Raw genomic sequence first — 15,233 nt, forward strand, 5'->3', positions numbered from 1 at the left:
GGCTTAGCCTCGTGACATGAGCACCGAAGTTGCTGCCGATGTCGTCGTCCGCCCCATCCGCGATTCGGATGTGGAGGCCCTTGGCCGCGTTCATGCCACGTGCTGGCACGAGACCTACGACCACCTGATCAGCGCAGCCGCCTTCGAGAACCTCTCTCCGCGCCGCATGGCCGAGCTCTGGACCCACATGGCCGCACGTGGCGAGGAGTACAACCAGTTCGCCGCGCTGGTCGACGGCGAGATCGTCGGCTTCGTCGGTTCGGGGCCCGCCCGCGACGAGAACCCGCCCCGCGAACGGGAGCTCTACTTCATCTACCTGCTCCACGCGTTCCACGGCACCGGCATCGGCCAGAAGCTCTTCGACGCGGCCTGCGGCGACCGACCGGGCTACCTCTGGGTCGCGAAGGACAACCCTCGGGCACACGCGTTCTACAAGCGGAACGGCTTCGTCGCCGACGGCGCCGAGCAGCTGCAGCCCTTCCTCGGCGAGGAGATCCTCGAGGTGCGCCTGGTCCGCTGACCGTGAGACGGTAGCGGCCGCGCCGCCCATGCGGGCGTCCAATACGCTTGGCGTATGCCGATCCCCATCGTGCTCGACGTCGACACGGGCGTCGACGACGCCATGGCCATCCTGTTCGCCGTGCGGCATCCGGGACTCGAGGTGCTCGGCATCTCGTGCGTCGCCGGTAACGCGCCGCTCGCACAGGTCGTCGACAACACGCTTCGCATCCTCGACGCCGCTGGTGCACCCGACGACCTCCCGGTCGCGGCGGGTGCCGTCAGGCCGCTGCTGGAGCCGCCACGCGCGGCACGCCACGTGCACGGCGCCGCCGGGCTCGGCGACCTCGTGCTGCCGCCCACCCGGCGCCAGGCCACCGAGGCGAGCGCGGTGGAACTCATGCGGCGGCTCATCCTCGGGCACCCCACGCCCGTCACGCTGGTGGCGCTCGCCCCGCAGACGAACCTCGCGCTCCTGCTGCGCACCTACCCCGAGGTCGCCGGCAACCTCGAGCGCATCGTCTTCATGGGCGGCTCGGCGAGTGTCGGCAACGCCACGGCCGTGGCCGAGTTCAACGTGTGGCACGACCCCGAGGCCGCGGCGATCGTGCTCGACTCGAACGTGCCGACCTACATGTACGGGCTCGACGTGTTCAACCGGGTCGCCGTCGACCACGAGGCCGCCGTGGCACTGGAACGCGGCGACGACGCCCTCGGCCGGGTCGTCGGCACGCTGCTCGGCCACCGCGTCGCGCTCTCCGAGGACGAGCGAGCCGAGTACACGGGACTGATCGGCGACGCGGGCGCCGTCTGCTCGCTCGTCGACCCGCTCGCCCTCCGCACCGAGGTGCTGCCGGTGCGGGTCGAGCTCGCGGGCTACGGTCGCGGTCAGACGCTCGTCGACCTCCGCGAGAGCTCGCGCGGCGAGAGCATGGTGCAGGCGCGCCCCGACGAGTGGACGAGTGTCGAGGTCGCCCTCGAGGTCGACGGCGAACGGTTCGCGCGTCTGTTCCTGGACACGCTCGGCCTCGCCTGACGCAGACGTTCAGTCGAGCCACTCCGCCCGATGCAACCGACCTAGCGGAGGGCGCCCACGGAAGCGAGCGCCTGCTTGAGCAGCACGCCGCGGCCGCCCTCCATCTCGGCGGCAACACCCGGCGACACCGCCTCCGCCGGGGTCATCCAGGTCACCTCGAGCGCGTCCTGACGCGGTTCGCAGGTGCCCGTCACCGGCACGACATACGCGAGCGACACGGCGTGCTGGCGCTCGTCGGTGAACGGCGAGAGGCCGGGCAGCGGGAAGTACTCGGCCACCGTGAAGGGCACGGGGCTCGCCGGCAGCAGCGGGAACGCCATGGGTCCGAGGTCCTTCTCGAGGTGGCGGAACAGCGCGTCCCGCAGGGTCTCGCCGTACATGACGCGCCCCGAGACGACCGTGCGGGTCATCTCGCCGATGGCGTTCGCGCGGAGGAGGACGCCGACCTCGGTGACCTGCCCGACGCCGTCGACCCGCACGGGTACCGCCTCGACGTAGAGCAGCGGCAGCCGACCCCGGATCTCGGCGAGCTCGAGGTCGCTCAGCCAACCGGGGTTCGTCGCCGGCCGTGCGACGGGCTCGTCGCCGGGAGACCAATCGGGGTCGGGAGTGCGAACGCTCATGCCTCGATTCTGCCCCACGGGGCGCCATACCCCACGGAATCGGCGGGTACGCTCGAACACGGGCGTGAATCCGGACGGCCGGCTCGCGGCATCCGTCGCCCGGACTGGAGGATCCATGCCCGACCTGCGTGTCGACGACGAGGCCGTGATCTGGTCGGCATCGGAGGCCGACCGGGAGGGGCGACCGCTGCTCCTGCTGCTGCACGGGTACAACTCGAACGAGGGCGACCTCTTCGGCCTGGCGCCCTATCTGCCGCTCGAGCCCGCGATCGCGTCCCTCCGGGCGCCGATCTTCACGGGCTACGGCCATGCCTGGTTCCCGCTCCTCGCCGAGGGCGCCGAGCTCGCGATGGCGGCGGCGGATGCCTCGACCGACGCGATCCTCGCCTGGCTCGACCGCGCGGCGCCCGACGCGTCCGCCATCGGGCTGCTCGGATTCTCGCAGGGTGGCGCCATGGCGTTGGAGCTCCTGCGCCGGGCTCCCGAGCGCTTCGCGTTCGCGGTGAACCTCTCGGGGTTCGCGCTCCCCGGCGAGCGCGACGGCGACGCCCGGCTCGCAGAGCTCGCGACGCCCGTGTTCTGGGGTCGCGGCACGGCCGACGGCGTCATCTCCCCCGACTACATCGCCCGAACGCAGCAGTGGCTGCCCGGGCACGCCGACCTCGACGAGCGCATCTACGAGGGTCTCGGGCACTCGATCGCCGAGCGCGAGCTCGCCGACATCGCGGCATTCCTGCGCGCCCGTTACTCGCGCGCCGCCTGAGCCCGGGCGCCGCCTCGCGTGACGACCTCTTGCGCGGTGGAGGACACTCGCATCACGTCGTCAGACGGCAAACGGTCGTGACGCGGCGGTCAGACGCCCCCGCCGCCCTTCGCCGAGCGCTCCGCGTCGCGCTCGGCGACGCGTCGCTTCTCGGCCCGCACGGCGGCCTGCGTGGCCCGTTCCTGCACGAGCCACTGGGGCGGCGCCACGAGGAGCGCCTTGATCTCGGCGGTCGTGAGCGGCTCGGTGATGCCGCCGCGAGCGAGTCCGGAGTTGGACACGCCGAGCTTGGCGGCCACGACGCTGCGTGGGTGCGGCCCTTCGCGGCGGAGCACCTGCAGCCACTCGGGCGGGTCGGCCAGCAGCGCGCTGAGCTCGTCCCTCGTGACGACGCCCTCGCGGAAGTCCTCGGGCGCGGCCTCGAGCAGGATGCCGAGCTTCTTCGCGGCGGTCTCGGGCTTCATCGACTGGCTCTGGCTCACCCTGACACCGTAGCCGATACCCTGAACGGATGGTCCTGAGGCTCCGCTACGTCGCCGGGGTGAGCCCCGCCAAGTGGCTGAGGGTCTGGGCCGAACGTCGCCCCGACCTCCCCATCGAGGCGGCCCGGGTCGAGGAGCCGCGACAGCTCGACGAGCTCCTCGCCGGCGATGCGGATGTCGCGTTCGTGCGCCTTCCCGTCGAGGCCGAGGGGCTGCACCAGGTGCCGCTGTGGGAGGAGCTCGCGGTCGCAGTACTGCCCGCGGACCATCCGCTCGCCGAGGCCGAGGCGCTCACGCTCGCCGACCTCGAGGGCGAACCGCTCTCCCCGGTGCAGCCCGAGTCCGGCATGACCGTCGAGCTCGTCGCAGCCGGTACGGGCCACGCGCTGCTCCCCCAGGGCGTCGCTCGGCTGCACCACCGCCGCGACGTCATCGCCATTCCGGTGACGGATGCCCCGACCACGCGCATCGCGCTCGTGTGGCGCGTCGAGCGCGACGACGACGACCTGCAGGAGTTCGTGGCCGTCGTGCGCGGTCGCACCGCACGCAGCTCCCGCGGCGAGTCGGCGGACCCCGAGGCATCCGCCCCGTCCGCACCCGCACCGACCGCCCGGCGCGCGCAACCGGCGCGCCGTGAGCCCAATGCCCGGCGTGGGGCATCCGCTCGACGTGGACGGCCGGCGCGCAAGCGCGGTCGCGGGCGATGAAGTCGTTCCTGTTCCTCTCGGCGCGTCCCGAGATCGAGGCGGTCGGGCCCGAGTACGAGTCGGTGCGCCGGGCGATGGGCGTCGACGCCTCTCGGCTCGAGCACCTGCGGCTCGATGCGGAGGCGCTCGGCGACGTGCGGCTCGAGGAGTTCGCGGGCGTCGTGGTCGGCGGCAGCCCCTACAACGTGACGACGCCCGACGCGCACAAGCACCCGGTGCAGCGCCGCGTCGAGGCCGACCTTGCACGCCTCGCCGAGGCCGCCCTGGAACGCGACCACCCGCTGCTCCTCACGTGCTACGGCATCGGCGTGCTCACCCGGGTGCTCGGTGGGTACGTCGGCACCCTGCACGGCGAGCAGGCCGCGGCGGTCGAGATCACGGTCAGCGCCGAGGGTCTCGCCGACCCGCTCGTCGGCGTGCTGCCCGTACGGTTCGACGCGCTCGTCGGCCACAAGGAGGCGACCGAACGGCTTCCGCCGGATGCGGTGCTGCTCGCGTCATCCGCTGCCTGTCCGGTGCAGGTCTACCGTGTGGGCCGGCGCGTCTACGCGACGCAGTTCCATCCCGAGGTGTCGGCGAGCGACTTCGTGGCACGAGCCCAGGTGTACCGGCACCACGGCTACTTCCCGGCGAGCGAACTCCGCGCGGTGAGCGAGCGGCTGGCGGCGGCATCCGTCACCGAACCGCAGCGGATGCTTCGCCGATTCGTCGAGCTCGCGGACTCGTGATTCGCCCGGGCCGGGCCCATCTGCCCGGGCCGGGCCCATCTGCCCGGAACGCGATCGAGCGGATGGCGGGAGGCCCGCCATCCGCTCGAATACGTGGTGTTCCGGATCAGGTGGTGCGGCTCCGGTTCCGCGTGATGAGACCCCAGATGAGCAGCACGATGATCGCACCCGCGATCGCGAGCAGCCATGTGCTCAGGTCCCAGAACTCCTCGAGGCCGACGCCGAAGAGGAGGCTGCCGAGCCAGCCGCCGAGCAGGGCACCCACGACGCCGAGCAGCAGCGTCACCAGCCAGCCGCCACCCTGCTTGCCGGGCAGGATGAGCTTGGCGATGGCACCGGCGATCAGGCCGAGGATGAGAAATGCAAGGAAACCCATTGTGTGCTCCTTCTTCCTTTGAGGGGTCCCCAATTCAGGGGTGATTCACGAAACCACGTGCTGAGAGTTTGCCGCAACCCCTTGCCGAGGGCTCGGATTTCGCAGTATGCGCACGCGATCGTGCCCGCGGGGGGCAAACTGGTCGCGTGAGCCTCCATGGCCGGTATTGGGCGCTGCACGTCGACCTCGACCAGTTCATCGCTGCCGTCGAGGTGCTGCGGCATCCGGAACTGGCGGGAAAGCCGCTGATCATCGGCGGGCGAGGGGACCCGACCGAACGTGCTGTGGTGTCGACCGCGTCCTATGAGGCGCGCGAGTTCGGGGTCGGTTCGGGGATGCCGCTGCGGATCGCGGCGCGGAAGGTGCCCGACGCCGTGATCCTGCCGGTCGACCACGAGGCGTACACCGCGGCATCCGCCGAGGTCATGGCAACGCTGCGGGCGCAGCCGGGCGCGACCGTGCAGGTGCTCGGCTGGGACGAGGCGTTCATCGGCGTCGTGACCGACGACCCCGAGGCGTATGCCCGGCAGGTGCAGCGCGCGGTGTTCGACCGCACCGGGCTGCACTGCAGCGTGGGGATCGGCGACACGCTCGTGCGGGCCAAGGTCGCCACCGGCTTCGGCAAGCCCCGCGGCGTGTTCCGGCTCACGGCAGGCAACTGGCTGGAGGTGATGGGCGACCGGCCCACCGTCGACCTCTGGGGCGTCGGCTCGCGGATCTCGGGGCGCCTCGCCACGCACGACATCGTGACGGTCGCCGAGCTCGCCGCAGCGGATCCCGCGGTGCTGATCGGCGAGTTCGGACCAAAGATGGGGCCGTGGTACGGCCTGCTCGGCCGGGGGGAGGGTGCGCAGGTCGTCGATGACACGCCGTGGGTCGCGCGCGGTCACAGCCGTGAAACGACGTTCCAGCAGGATCTGACCGAGCCCGCACAGGTCGCCGCGGCGGTGCGCGAGCTCGCTGCCAAGGTGCTCGAGGACGTCGCGGCAGAGGGGCGCCCGGTGATCGGCCTGACCCTGAAGGTGCGCTACGCGCCGTTCATCACGAAGACGATGCAGAAGAAGATCCCCGAGACCGGGGATCCGGAGGTCGTGACGGTACGGGCCCTCGAGCTCGCCGAGAAGATCGAGGAAGGTCGGCCGATCCGCCTCCTCGGGCTGCGCGCCGAGATGCCGATGCCCGAGGACGCCCGGGAGGGGCACACGCCGACGCGGAGCGGGTGGTGAAGGGCCGCCGAACGTGGCCGAGATGCTGATACTCTTTTAGAGATATGTACGTACTTGTGTAAGAAACGCAGCACACCACGCGCCACCGCACGAAGGGACCCTCCCCATGCCGATCCCCACCGGACTGAAACCGTGCCCGTTCGTCGATCGGGTGCCCACCGATCTGAGCGAGGACGAGTGGTCGGATGTCGCCGGGCAGGCGACGCCGAATCGCGTCGCCGGCACCGAGCTCGAGTACCGGGCGATCCGCACGGGGGCCGGGTTGCTCGACTTCTCGATGCTGCCGAAGTGGGAGATCGTCGGCGACGGGGCGCTCGACGCGCTTAACGCGATCTTCAGCCGAGACGTCACCGCGCTGCGCGCCGGCAGCATCGCCTACGGGGTGATCGTCGACGAGTCGGGCATGATGCTCGACGATTGCACCGTGCTCGTCTACGGCCCCGATCGGGTGCGCATCACGGGAGGCAACCTGCAGGTGGAGGACGTCATCCGGCGCTACCTCGCACCTGGGCTCGAGTTGGTGGAGCTCCGCGACATGCTGGCGACGCTCTCGGTACAGGGCCCGAAGAGCAGGGAGATCCTGCAGCGCCTGACGGCCCACGATCTCAGCAATGAGGCGTTCCCGTACTACACCTTTCAGACGGGGATCGAGTTGGCCGGCATTCCGGCCCACGTCAATCGCATGGGCTTCACCGCCGAACTCGGGTACGAGGTCATGGTCCCCGTCGAGCGCGGCGTCGAACTCTGGGACGCCATCGTCGCGGCGGGACGCGACTTCACCGTAGCCGGATGCGGCGGTGATGCGCTGATGATCGTACGCACGGAGGCCGGCCTCATCATGGGCGGACTCGAGTACGACGACGAGACGACGCCCTTCGAGTGCCGCATGGGTTGGGCCGTCGATCTGGAGAAGTCGTTCCACGGGCGGGACGCCCTGCGCGCCATGGGGCCGGCGCGACGAACGGTGGTCAGCGTGGTGACGGATGGCCCGGCTGAAGACGTGGACGCCGCCGTGCTGGTCGACGGTGATGCCGAGGTGGGCCGCATCACCATGGCGGTGACCTCGCCGTACCTCGGTGGCCGAACCCTCGCCCTGGCCCGCGTGGCGAAGGGGCACCATCTGCCGGGCACGCGCCTCAGGGTGAGGACGCCGTCTGGCGAGGAGATCCCGGCCGAGATCGTGGAGACCCCGGTATACGATCCGCAGCGGCTGAAGGTGCGCTCCTGATGGAGAGCGGCCTCATGAGCCGAAGCACCTCGTACGTCCTGACCCTGCACTGCGTCGATCGGCCGGGCATCGTCGCCACCGTGTCGCAGGCCGTCTTCGCGACGGGTGGCGGCAACATCATCGACAGCGCCCAGTACGCGCACGCGCGCAGTGGGACCTTCACGCTCCGGATGGAGATGGAACTCCCATCCGAGCAGCATTCGGGTTTCGGCGAACAGCTCCGCAACGGCCTCGCGCGATCGACCCGGTGATCTCGATCGGCCGCGACGTCGAACGCCGGGTGCTGACCCAGGCGATCCGCTGGCACGCCGAGGATCGCGTGATGCTCACGGGTCAGCGCACCGTCGTGTTCGAGTGAATGCCCGAGACGTGGGCCCCTCGCTCGGGGGCCTTGCCGCAAGCGCGCCATGCGCATATTCTTCGAGGAATCCTCGCTTTCCCGAAGCCTGCGCCAACCCGAATTCCCCGTCGTCGTGACGTTGCCTCCGTGCTGCGGGGAGGGGGAGCGCAGCCGCGTTCCCAATGAGCCGGGCAGCGACGCCCGGCAGATTCCAAAGGGGAATCATGCGGAAGATGCTCGCAACACTCGCACTCACCGGCTTCCTGGTCGGCGCGTCTGCGATGGGTGCGGTGGCGGCGCCACTTCCCGACAACTGTGAGCGCGTCCAGGGAACTGTGACGTGCACCACGTTCGAGGGACCCGGCAACAACCAGGCCGGCGTGGGCTCCACCTCCACGGATGAGACTCAGGGCAACACCAAGAACACGAGCCCGGAGCCACAGGACCTCTCGTCCGACTGCACGGTCAAGCCGCCGAAGAGCCAGGGGCACCCGACTCCTGTCCGTGACGGCTGCTGAGAGCCCCCTCTCCTGCACGATGGAGGGGGCTCTCGCATGCCCGCTCAAGTCACGAGCGGCGACCTCAGCCGCGCCGTGCGGGCGACCCCAGGGCGCGAATCCGCTGCGTCACCAAGTGCGCCTGCTCGAGGAGCAGGCGGCCGAGCTCGGGTTGGCGGTCGCGGTTGAACCGCGATTCGATGCCGGTGAGGCTGAGGGCCCACGCCGGTCGGCCGGATGGGTCGAACACCGCGGCGCCCATCCCCCAGCTGCCCTCGACGATGAGGCCGGGGTTGACCGAGTATCCCGTGGAGCGGGTGGCGGCGATCCGTCGTCGCAGCGGCCGGGCGGCGTGCGACGGACCGTAGCGGTCGGTGAGGTCGGCCGAGGAGAGGTAGGCCGTCACCGCCTCGTCGGGCAGGAAGGCGAGGATGGCCAAGCCCGCCGATGCCACCCCGAGCGGGAATCGCACGCCCTCATGGAGCACGAAGGACCGGATCGGGAAGCTGCCCTCCTCGCGGAGCAGGCACACGGTCTCGTCGCCGCGGCGGGCCGAGAAGAACGCGCTCTCGCCAGTGGCGGCGGCGAGTTCGCGAACGCTCCCGCGGGCGAGCTCGGTGACGTCGTACCGCTCGGCCGCGATCGCGCCGAGGAGGTAGAGCTCGGGCCCGAGCAGCCATCGGCCCGTGGCGGCGTCGTGGTCGAGGAAGCCCTCGGCGGCGAGCGAGGTGAGGATCCGGTGCGCCGTCGGCCGGGAGAGGCCGGTCGCCACGGCCGCACTGCTCGTGCCGATGCCGGCCGGCATGGCCACGCTCACCGCGCGGAGCACCGACGCCGCTCGGCCGATCGACTGGGTGCCCGGGACATCCGCCATGCCCACATTGTGGACGGTGTTCGCCGAGTTCGCCAGCATGTGAGCGAAACTTGACAGCATTTGCAGTGAACTGCTTGCGTGGCGGCAGCCATATGGTGGACACGAAGGAGTGCCATGGTCTCCAAACTCTTCGATGCGACATCCGCTGCGCTGGCCGACGTCGTGCGTGACGGCATGACCGTCGCCGTCGGCGGCTTCGGGCTGAGCGGCATCCCGGTCAACCTCATCCGCGCCCTGCGGGACACCGGCGTGCGCGACCTCGTCGTCGTCAGCAACAACATGGGGGTCGATGGCAAGGGCCTCGGCGTCCTGCTCGAGAACGGACAGGTGCGCAAGGTGCTCTCGTCGTACGTCGGCGAGAACCGGTTCTTCGCAGAGCAGTACCTGTCGGGCGCGCTCGAGGTGGAGTTCGTGCCGCAGGGCACCCTCGCCGAGCGGCTGCGGGCCGGTGGCGCGGGGATCCCGGCGTTCTACACGCCGACCGGGGTCGGCACCACCGTCGCCGAGGGCAAGGAGGAGCGCACCTTCGGCGGCACCCGCGCGATCCTCGAGGAGGGGATCTTCGCCGATCTCGCCCTCGTCCGCGCCTTCGAGGCCGACCGCGAGGGCAACCTCCGGTACCGGCTCACCGCGCGCAACTTCAACCCGCTCGTCGCGACCGCGGGCCGGGTGACGATCGCCGAGGCCGAGCACGTCGTGGACGGATTCCTCGACCCGAACGAGATCCACACGCCCGGCATCTTCGTACAGCGGCTCGTCGAAGTGGAAGACCCCGTGAAGGACATCGAGCAGAGGACGGTGAGGGCACGTGTGGACGCGTGAGGAGATGGCGGCGATCGCAGCCCGGGAGCTGCAGGACGGCGACTACGTGAACCTCGGGATCGGCATCCCGACCCTGGTCGCGAACCACCTTCCCCCTGGCGTGCGCGTCACGCTGCAGAGCGAGAACGGCATCCTCGGCATGGGTCCGTTCCCCTTCGAGGGCGACGAGGACGCCGACCTCATCAACGCCGGCAAGCAGACGGTCACGCTGCAGCCGGGCGCCTCGATCTTCGACTCCGCGACGTCGTTCGGGATGATCCGCGGCGGTCACGTGGGCACCGCCATCCTCGGCGCGTTGCAGGTGTCGCAGTTCGGCGACCTCGCGAACTGGACGATCCCGGGCAAGCTCGTCAAGGGCATGGGCGGGGCGATGGACCTCGTCGCCGGCACCCCGCGGGTCGTGGTCGTGACCGAGCACGTCGCGAAGGACGGCTCGCCCAAGGTCGTCGCCGAGTGCGACCTGCCGCTCACGGGCGTGCGCTGCGTCGATCGGATCATCACCGACCGCGCGGTGTTCGACGTCGACGACCGCGGCCTGCTGCTGCGGGAGCTGGCCCCGGGCGAGACGGTGGAGTCGATTCGCGAGATCACGGGCGCCCCGTTCTCGGTCGAGGCGGACGGTATCGTGGCCGCCTGACTAAGCTGTGGAGATCCCTCACGCGGACCGCGGGCGCCTGCTCGCGTCCGATGCAGGGTTTGGGGCCTCACGAGCGTCTCCGGAAGCGGGCGAGCTGATGATCGGCAAGCGGCGAGTCCCGCCGTGTTCCGCCCTCCTCGCGACGGCGGTCGTACTCCTCACCGGATGCTCCGTGGGCGACCGTGATCGGTCACCTGTCGCCCCGTCGACGAGTGCGGCTGCGCAACCGGATCGGGCCGGCCCCGTCGACATCGGCGACGGACGCGAGATCTACCTGAAGTGCGCGGGCACGGGGTCGCCGACCGTCGTTCTCGTGTCCGGTCTCCTCGACAACGCCGAGGTCTGGAGCACGGCACCGATCGCTGCTGCGCCCTCCCCGACTGCTGACCCCGAGCCGCCGACCGTCTACGACGGCGTGGCCGAGATCTCAAGGGTCTGCGCGTACGACCGCCCGGGCACGAGCGACAGCCGATCCACCGAGGTGGCGCAGCCCACCAGCGCGCAGACCTCGGCGGACGACCTCGAGGCGCTCCTCGCCGCGTCGGGCGAGACTGCACCCTTCGTCCTCGTCGGGCATTCCTACGGCGGGCCGATCATCCGGCTCTTCGCCGCGGACCACCCCGACCGGGTGGCCGGCCTGGTACTCGTCGACGCCCTCTCCGAGGACCTCGCGTCGGGCCTCACGCCCGAGCAGCAGGCGCTGTTCGAGGCGCTCAACGCCCCGCCTCCGCAGCCGGGCGCCGAGACCTTCGACACCACCACCGTCTTCACCGAGCTCCGCGAGTCGTCGCCGGCGCCCGACGTCCCCGTCGCGGTGCTCACCGCCGACACTCCGCAGCTGACACCCGAGGTGCTGGCGTCCGGTCAGCTGCCGCCCGGCGTGGACAAGGACTTCGCCGACGCGCTGTGGGCGGCGCAGTTGGCCGCCCAGCGCGAGTTGCCCACGAAGTTCCACGACGCGATGCACATCACGGACACTCAGAGCAACCACTACATCCAGTACGGCAATCCACAACTCGTCATCGACTCGATCCGCGCGGTCGTCGACGAGGTGCGCTGAATGCGAGTTCGCTAGGCGGATGTCTCGGCTGCCACCCGTTTCTGTACGCCACGGGGCCGACCGTCGGCGTTCGGGCGCCACCGCAACCACAGCTCTGCCGCGATCACGTGCATCGAGAGGCCGAGCCAGAACGCCGGAGCGAAACTCTCCTCGAGCGGCAGCAGTTGCGTGCCGGCGAGCAGTCCCACCCAGATCCGGATGGTGCCGACGCCGAGGCCGACCGCAAAGGCGCGGATCATCCAGCGCCGATGCATCCGCACGTTCCCACTGCGGATCGCGCGGTACGCGAGCAGGAGCGAGACGAGGAACCACGAGCCGAACACAGCGGCGGCGAGCGACTGCCACGCCCCGCCGTACGAGAACGGCACGCCGAACGCGAGCGCGAACACCCCGCTCACGAGGCCCAGGGTGAGCAGTACCCGCCCGAGGCGGCGGTGGAACCTGAAGTGACGCTCGCGGAACCGGCGCCAGAGTTGCAGCGGCGCGCCGACGAGGTAGAGGACGCCCGGCACCAGATGCAGGTACGCGAGCCACGGGTACGCGACGTAGCGGAACTCGAACGTGTCACCCTCGGCCGGCGTCCCGGTCACGATCAACGGCCCGTCGGTGCCGAAACGGATCCCCGCGAACACGAGCACGACCGCGATCAGGAGGAAGATCGCACCCCACACCAGCACGTTCAGCGTGCGTGCCATGACGATCCCCCATCCGGGGCGGGCGCCGGGTGCCCGTCTCTGGCGGTCACGCTACTCGCTGCCGCTCGGCTCGCGAGCGATGTGGCAAAGATTCCTCGGCCGTTGGCAGTCGAAACCCCCTCGCGAAGGAGGGGGTTTCGATGCTCCACATGGCGGTACCGGTGGGATTTGAACCCACGGTGGGCGTTAACCCACACAACTTTTCGAGAGTTGCACCTTCGGCCGCTCGGACACGGTACCGGGATCGATCTTAGACGACCCCGCGGGATCATCCAAAACGATCGGATGCCACGAGCGCGCGCCATCCGGAGGCACCGCGGCACGCAGCATCCGTTCAGCCCGCATTCAGGATCCCCCCATACCGTCGCTCCCGTGCGTGAGGATGGCCCGGGGGCGGCCGAAGCCCTCATCCCGGTCGGCGTCGCCGCCGGCGTCGTCGCTGCGATCGTGCTCGCGGCACACGTGGCGTGGCGACGATTCCGTGCGCGCCTCACGGCGAACTCGGCCATCCTCAACGAGACCCTCCCGGTGCATTCCGCGTGGTGGCGCAGCCATGCGAAGCAGCGTGGTGAAGTGCTCTACGTCGCCATGGGCGACAGCGCCGCGCAGGGCATCGGCGCCAGCCGTCCCGACCACAGCTACGTCGGCGTGCTGGCCCGTGACATCCGCGACGTCACCGGTCGCAGTGTGCGCGTCGTGAACCTCAGCGTCTCGGGCGCCACGGTCGAGCTGGCCGTGCGCGACCAGCTGCCCAGGTTCGCGAAGTTCAGGCCCGACGTGGTGACCGTGGCGATCGGCGCGAACGACATCGCCAAGTGGGATGCCGAAGTCTTCGAGCGCGGCATCCGCGAGATCTTCGCGGCCCTCCCGCCGCACGCACTCGTCGCCAATCTGCCCTTCTTCTACTTCCCCCGCAACGAGCGCAAGGTCGCGGTCGCGAACCGCATCCTGCGATCGGTCGCCGAGGAGTTCGGCCTCACGGTCGTGCCGTTGCACACCGTCACCCGGCTCCGCGGCGTGCGGCGCATCCTCACCCACTTCGCGGGCGACTTCTTCCATCCCAACGACCACGGCTACAAGGTCTGGGCCGAGGCGTTCCGCCCGTCGCTCGTCGCCGACCTCGTCGCCAGGTTTCCAGCGGATGCCACGGCGCCGACGCCGGCGGAGGTCCCCGACGCTCCCGGGGTCGCTCCCGCATCGGCCCTGCCTTCACCGCAGTCGTCCCACGCCGCCGCCATGTGACCCGATGTCGGGGGCGACGCCTAGGCTCGACGCATGGCGAAGCCCACCTCCGCGTTCCGGTGCACCGAGTGCGGATGGACGACCGCGAAGTGGGCTGGCCGTTGCGCCGAATGCCAGCAGTGGGGCACTGTCATCGACGTCGCCGAGCAGACGGGCATCGTGCGCTCCCTGCAGGCCGTCGCGCCGAGCGCCTCGCGCGCCGCACGCCCCATCTCCGAGGTCCAGACCGAGGATGCATCGCACCGGCCCACCGGCATCGGCGAGTTCGATCGGGTGCTCGGCGGGGGCATCGTGTCGGGGGCGGCGATCCTCCTCTCTGGCGAGCCCGGCGTCGGCAAGTCCACGCTCCTGCTCGAGGTGGCGGCCCGGGTCGCGGCAACGGGCCGGCGCGTGCTCTACGTGAGCGCCGAGGAATCCACGGCCCAGGTGCGCCTCCGCGCCGGGCGCACGGGCGCGCTGCACGACGAGCTGTACCTCGCCGCCGAAACCGACCTCGCCACCATCCTGGGCCAGGTCGACGAAGTCGCGCCCGAACTGCTCGTGGTCGACTCCGTGCAGACCGTGTCGAGTTCCCTCTCCGACGGCCTGCCGGGCCAGCCGAGCCAGGTGCGCGAGGTGGCATCCACGCTCATCCGGGTCGCGAAGGAGCGGCAGCTGCCGGTGCTCCTCGTCGGGCACGTCACGAAAGACGGAAGCATCGCAGGCCCGCGCCTGCTCGAACACCTCGTCGACGTGGTGTGCCAGTTCGAGGGCGACCGGCAGACGTCGCTGCGCTTCGTTCGAGCCTTGAAGAACCGCTTCGGGCCCACCGACGAGGTCGGATGCTTCGAGATGACCGGCGACGGCATCGCCGAGGTTCCCGACCCGTCGGGCCTCTTCCTCAGCCGCTCACGCAACGCGGTGAGCGGCACGTGCGTCACCGTCGCACTCGAGGGTCGCCGCGCCCTACCCGTCGAAGTGCAGGCGCTCGTGGTCACCACCAAGGCCCCGCAGCCACGTCGCGTCGTCAACGGCGTCGACCCGTCGCGCGTAGCCATGATCATCGCCGTGCTCGAACGTCGGGCGGGCCTCAGACAGCTCGGCGAGCACGACGTCTACGTGTCCACGGTCGGCGGCGTGCGGCTCGTCGAGCCCGGTGCCGACCTCGCCATCGCCGTGGCCATCGCGTCGGCCATGCGCGACCGCGCCGTGCCGCATGAACTCGCCGCCTTCGGCGAGATCAGCTTGGCCGGCGAGGTGCGGCCCGTGACCTCGGCCCGCCAGCGAGGCAGCGAGGCGCGCCGCCTCGGGTACACGACGATCCTCGACGTCGAGGCCGGCAGCGTGCACGCCGCGGTGGAGCGGGCCATGATCGCCGCCTCTTCGACCCGCGAACGCGAGCTCGACGCGGCGTTCTGAT

The 15,233-nt window shown here is 70.6% G+C and carries 19 protein-coding genes and 1 tRNA gene; 14 read left to right on the forward strand and 6 right to left on the reverse strand.

What is annotated here, in order from left to right; translation table 11 throughout:
* The first annotated feature begins 16 nt into the window (after positions 1 to 16).
* Both AB0K73_RS09060 and AB0K73_RS09065 read left to right on the forward strand, forming a co-directional pair.
* Positions 17 to 520 carry a GNAT family N-acetyltransferase gene (locus AB0K73_RS09060; RefSeq protein ID WP_360517235.1) on the forward strand — a complete coding sequence of 168 codons (504 nt, stop codon included), beginning with the start codon at positions 17 to 19 and terminating at the stop codon, positions 518 to 520.
* Between the two features lie 54 nt (positions 521 to 574).
* Positions 575 to 1,534 (forward strand): nucleoside hydrolase, encoded by a 960-nt coding sequence (locus AB0K73_RS09065; RefSeq protein WP_360517238.1) that lies wholly within the window; start codon positions 575 to 577, stop codon positions 1,532 to 1,534.
* A 41-nt stretch (positions 1,535 to 1,575) separates the two neighbouring features.
* On the opposite strand, the gene AB0K73_RS09070 is transcribed toward AB0K73_RS09065, so the two are convergent.
* Positions 1,576 to 2,157, reverse strand: a complete 582-nt coding sequence (locus AB0K73_RS09070) for an NUDIX hydrolase family protein (RefSeq protein ID WP_360517241.1) — start codon at positions 2,155 to 2,157, stop codon at positions 1,576 to 1,578.
* A gap of 115 nt (positions 2,158 to 2,272) precedes the next feature.
* On the opposite strand from AB0K73_RS09070, the gene AB0K73_RS09075 reads away from it, so the two are divergent.
* Positions 2,273 to 2,920 carry an alpha/beta fold hydrolase gene (locus tag AB0K73_RS09075; RefSeq protein WP_360517244.1) on the forward strand — a complete coding sequence of 216 codons (648 nt, stop codon included), beginning with the start codon at positions 2,273 to 2,275 and terminating at the stop codon, positions 2,918 to 2,920.
* Between the two features lie 89 nt (positions 2,921 to 3,009).
* Here AB0K73_RS09075 and AB0K73_RS09080 read toward each other — a convergent pair whose 3' ends face one another.
* Positions 3,010 to 3,384, reverse strand: a complete 375-nt coding sequence (locus AB0K73_RS09080; protein WP_360517799.1) for a DUF5997 family protein — start codon at positions 3,382 to 3,384, stop codon at positions 3,010 to 3,012.
* 47 nt (positions 3,385 to 3,431) lie between these two features.
* Here AB0K73_RS09080 and AB0K73_RS09085 point away from each other — a divergent pair, with 47 nt between their 5' ends.
* Positions 3,432 to 4,109, forward strand: a complete 678-nt coding sequence (locus tag AB0K73_RS09085) for a LysR family transcriptional regulator substrate-binding protein (protein WP_360517247.1) — start codon at positions 3,432 to 3,434, stop codon at positions 4,107 to 4,109.
* On the forward strand, positions 4,106 to 4,837 hold the full coding sequence (locus AB0K73_RS09090) for a glutamine amidotransferase (protein ID WP_360517250.1): 732 nt from the start codon (positions 4,106 to 4,108) through the stop codon (positions 4,835 to 4,837). Before AB0K73_RS09085 ends, AB0K73_RS09090 begins: the two co-directional genes overlap by 4 nt.
* Before the next feature lie 106 nt (positions 4,838 to 4,943).
* On the opposite strand, the gene AB0K73_RS09095 is transcribed toward AB0K73_RS09090, so the two are convergent.
* Entirely contained in the window at positions 4,944 to 5,213 is a 270-nt protein-coding gene (locus AB0K73_RS09095; RefSeq protein WP_360517253.1) for a GlsB/YeaQ/YmgE family stress response membrane protein, read from the reverse strand.
* Positions 5,214 to 5,359: 146 nt separating this feature from the next.
* Between AB0K73_RS09095 and AB0K73_RS09100 the strand changes: the two genes are divergently transcribed.
* The 4 genes from AB0K73_RS09100 (at position 5,360) to AB0K73_RS09115 (ending at position 8,525) form a co-directional block, all read left to right on the forward strand.
* The gene (locus tag AB0K73_RS09100; protein WP_360517256.1) at positions 5,360 to 6,439 is read left to right on the forward strand and encodes a DNA polymerase IV; all 1,080 of its coding nucleotides are present in this window, start codon (positions 5,360 to 5,362) and stop codon (positions 6,437 to 6,439) included.
* A 106-nt stretch (positions 6,440 to 6,545) separates the two neighbouring features.
* Positions 6,546 to 7,667, forward strand: coding sequence for an aminomethyltransferase family protein (locus tag AB0K73_RS09105; RefSeq protein ID WP_360517259.1), 1,122 nt, complete (start codon positions 6,546 to 6,548; stop codon positions 7,665 to 7,667).
* A 14-nt stretch (positions 7,668 to 7,681) separates the two neighbouring features.
* The gene (locus tag AB0K73_RS09110) at positions 7,682 to 7,918 is read left to right on the forward strand and encodes a hypothetical protein (RefSeq protein WP_360517262.1); all 237 of its coding nucleotides are present in this window, start codon (positions 7,682 to 7,684) and stop codon (positions 7,916 to 7,918) included.
* Positions 7,919 to 8,240: 322 nt separating this feature from the next.
* A complete protein-coding gene (locus AB0K73_RS09115) occupies positions 8,241 to 8,525 on the forward strand; it encodes a hypothetical protein (protein ID WP_360517265.1) in 285 nt (94 codons plus the stop codon).
* A 64-nt stretch (positions 8,526 to 8,589) separates the two neighbouring features.
* On the opposite strand, the gene AB0K73_RS09120 is transcribed toward AB0K73_RS09115, so the two are convergent.
* On the reverse strand, positions 8,590 to 9,378 hold the full coding sequence (locus tag AB0K73_RS09120) for an IclR family transcriptional regulator (RefSeq protein ID WP_360517268.1): 789 nt from the start codon (positions 9,376 to 9,378) through the stop codon (positions 8,590 to 8,592).
* Between the two features lie 114 nt (positions 9,379 to 9,492).
* On the opposite strand from AB0K73_RS09120, the gene AB0K73_RS09125 reads away from it, so the two are divergent.
* The 3 genes from AB0K73_RS09125 (at position 9,493) to AB0K73_RS09135 (ending at position 11,897) form a co-directional block, all read left to right on the forward strand.
* Complete coding sequence (locus tag AB0K73_RS09125; protein WP_360517271.1) at positions 9,493 to 10,200, forward strand: CoA transferase subunit A; 708 nt, start codon at positions 9,493 to 9,495, stop codon at positions 10,198 to 10,200.
* A 4-nt stretch (positions 10,201 to 10,204) separates the two neighbouring features.
* Positions 10,205 to 10,837 carry a CoA transferase subunit B gene (locus AB0K73_RS09130; protein WP_360517274.1) on the forward strand — a complete coding sequence of 211 codons (633 nt, stop codon included), beginning with the start codon at positions 10,205 to 10,207 and terminating at the stop codon, positions 10,835 to 10,837.
* Between the two features lie 172 nt (positions 10,838 to 11,009).
* Positions 11,010 to 11,897: an alpha/beta hydrolase gene (locus AB0K73_RS09135; RefSeq protein ID WP_360517277.1), complete on the forward strand. Its 888-nt coding sequence runs from the start codon at positions 11,010 to 11,012 to the stop codon at positions 11,895 to 11,897.
* An 11-nt stretch (positions 11,898 to 11,908) separates the two neighbouring features.
* Here the strand turns inward: AB0K73_RS09135 and AB0K73_RS09140 are convergent, their stop codons facing one another.
* Both AB0K73_RS09140 and AB0K73_RS09145 read right to left on the reverse strand, forming a co-directional pair.
* Positions 11,909 to 12,592 carry a DUF2306 domain-containing protein gene (locus AB0K73_RS09140; protein ID WP_360517280.1) on the reverse strand — a complete coding sequence of 228 codons (684 nt, stop codon included), beginning with the start codon at positions 12,590 to 12,592 and terminating at the stop codon, positions 11,909 to 11,911.
* Between the two features lie 150 nt (positions 12,593 to 12,742).
* Positions 12,743 to 12,832: transfer RNA gene (locus AB0K73_RS09145), tRNA-Ser, on the reverse strand.
* A gap of 132 nt (positions 12,833 to 12,964) precedes the next feature.
* Between AB0K73_RS09145 and AB0K73_RS09150 the strand changes: the two genes are divergently transcribed.
* Entirely contained in the window at positions 12,965 to 13,834 is an 870-nt protein-coding gene (locus tag AB0K73_RS09150; protein WP_360517283.1) for an SGNH/GDSL hydrolase family protein, read from the forward strand.
* Between the two features lie 33 nt (positions 13,835 to 13,867).
* A complete protein-coding gene (gene radA, locus AB0K73_RS09155) occupies positions 13,868 to 15,232 on the forward strand; it encodes a DNA repair protein RadA (RefSeq protein ID WP_360517286.1) in 1,365 nt (454 codons plus the stop codon).
* The last annotated feature ends 1 nt before the right edge of the window (position 15,233 follow it).

Origin of the sequence: Agromyces sp. NPDC052230 (assembly GCF_040679595.1) — a bacterium.
Taxonomy (GTDB): Bacteria; Actinomycetota; Actinomycetes; order Actinomycetales; family Microbacteriaceae; genus Agromyces.

What these genes read in the sequence shown, in the direction of transcription:
- AB0K73_RS09140 (WP_360517280.1), bottom strand. Translation starts at nt 12,592, where the DNA reads ATGGCACGCACGCTGAACGTGCTGGTGTGGGGTGCGATCTTCCTCCTG.
- AB0K73_RS09060 (WP_360517235.1), top strand. Translation starts at nt 17, where the DNA reads ATGAGCACCGAAGTTGCTGCCGATGTCGTCGTCCGCCCCATCCGCGAT.
- AB0K73_RS09070 (WP_360517241.1), bottom strand. Translation starts at nt 2,157, where the DNA reads ATGAGCGTTCGCACTCCCGACCCCGATTGGTCTCCCGGCGACGAGCCC.
- radA (WP_360517286.1), top strand. Translation starts at nt 13,868, where the DNA reads ATGGCGAAGCCCACCTCCGCGTTCCGGTGCACCGAGTGCGGATGGACG.
- AB0K73_RS09065 (WP_360517238.1), top strand. Translation starts at nt 575, where the DNA reads ATGCCGATCCCCATCGTGCTCGACGTCGACACGGGCGTCGACGACGCC.
- AB0K73_RS09080 (WP_360517799.1), bottom strand. Translation starts at nt 3,384, where the DNA reads ATGAAGCCCGAGACCGCCGCGAAGAAGCTCGGCATCCTGCTCGAGGCC.
- AB0K73_RS09115 (WP_360517265.1), top strand. Translation starts at nt 8,241, where the DNA reads ATGCTCGCAACACTCGCACTCACCGGCTTCCTGGTCGGCGCGTCTGCG.
- AB0K73_RS09120 (WP_360517268.1), bottom strand. Translation starts at nt 9,378, where the DNA reads ATGGCGGATGTCCCGGGCACCCAGTCGATCGGCCGAGCGGCGTCGGTG.
- AB0K73_RS09105 (WP_360517259.1), top strand. Translation starts at nt 6,546, where the DNA reads ATGCCGATCCCCACCGGACTGAAACCGTGCCCGTTCGTCGATCGGGTG.
- AB0K73_RS09110 (WP_360517262.1), top strand. Translation starts at nt 7,682, where the DNA reads ATGAGCCGAAGCACCTCGTACGTCCTGACCCTGCACTGCGTCGATCGG.
- AB0K73_RS09085 (WP_360517247.1), top strand. Translation starts at nt 3,432, where the DNA reads ATGGTCCTGAGGCTCCGCTACGTCGCCGGGGTGAGCCCCGCCAAGTGG.
- AB0K73_RS09125 (WP_360517271.1), top strand. Translation starts at nt 9,493, where the DNA reads ATGGTCTCCAAACTCTTCGATGCGACATCCGCTGCGCTGGCCGACGTC.
- AB0K73_RS09090 (WP_360517250.1), top strand. Translation starts at nt 4,106, where the DNA reads ATGAAGTCGTTCCTGTTCCTCTCGGCGCGTCCCGAGATCGAGGCGGTC.
- AB0K73_RS09130 (WP_360517274.1), top strand. Translation starts at nt 10,205, where the DNA reads ATGGCGGCGATCGCAGCCCGGGAGCTGCAGGACGGCGACTACGTGAAC.
- AB0K73_RS09095 (WP_360517253.1), bottom strand. Translation starts at nt 5,213, where the DNA reads ATGGGTTTCCTTGCATTTCTCATCCTCGGCCTGATCGCCGGTGCCATC.
- AB0K73_RS09075 (WP_360517244.1), top strand. Translation starts at nt 2,273, where the DNA reads ATGCCCGACCTGCGTGTCGACGACGAGGCCGTGATCTGGTCGGCATCG.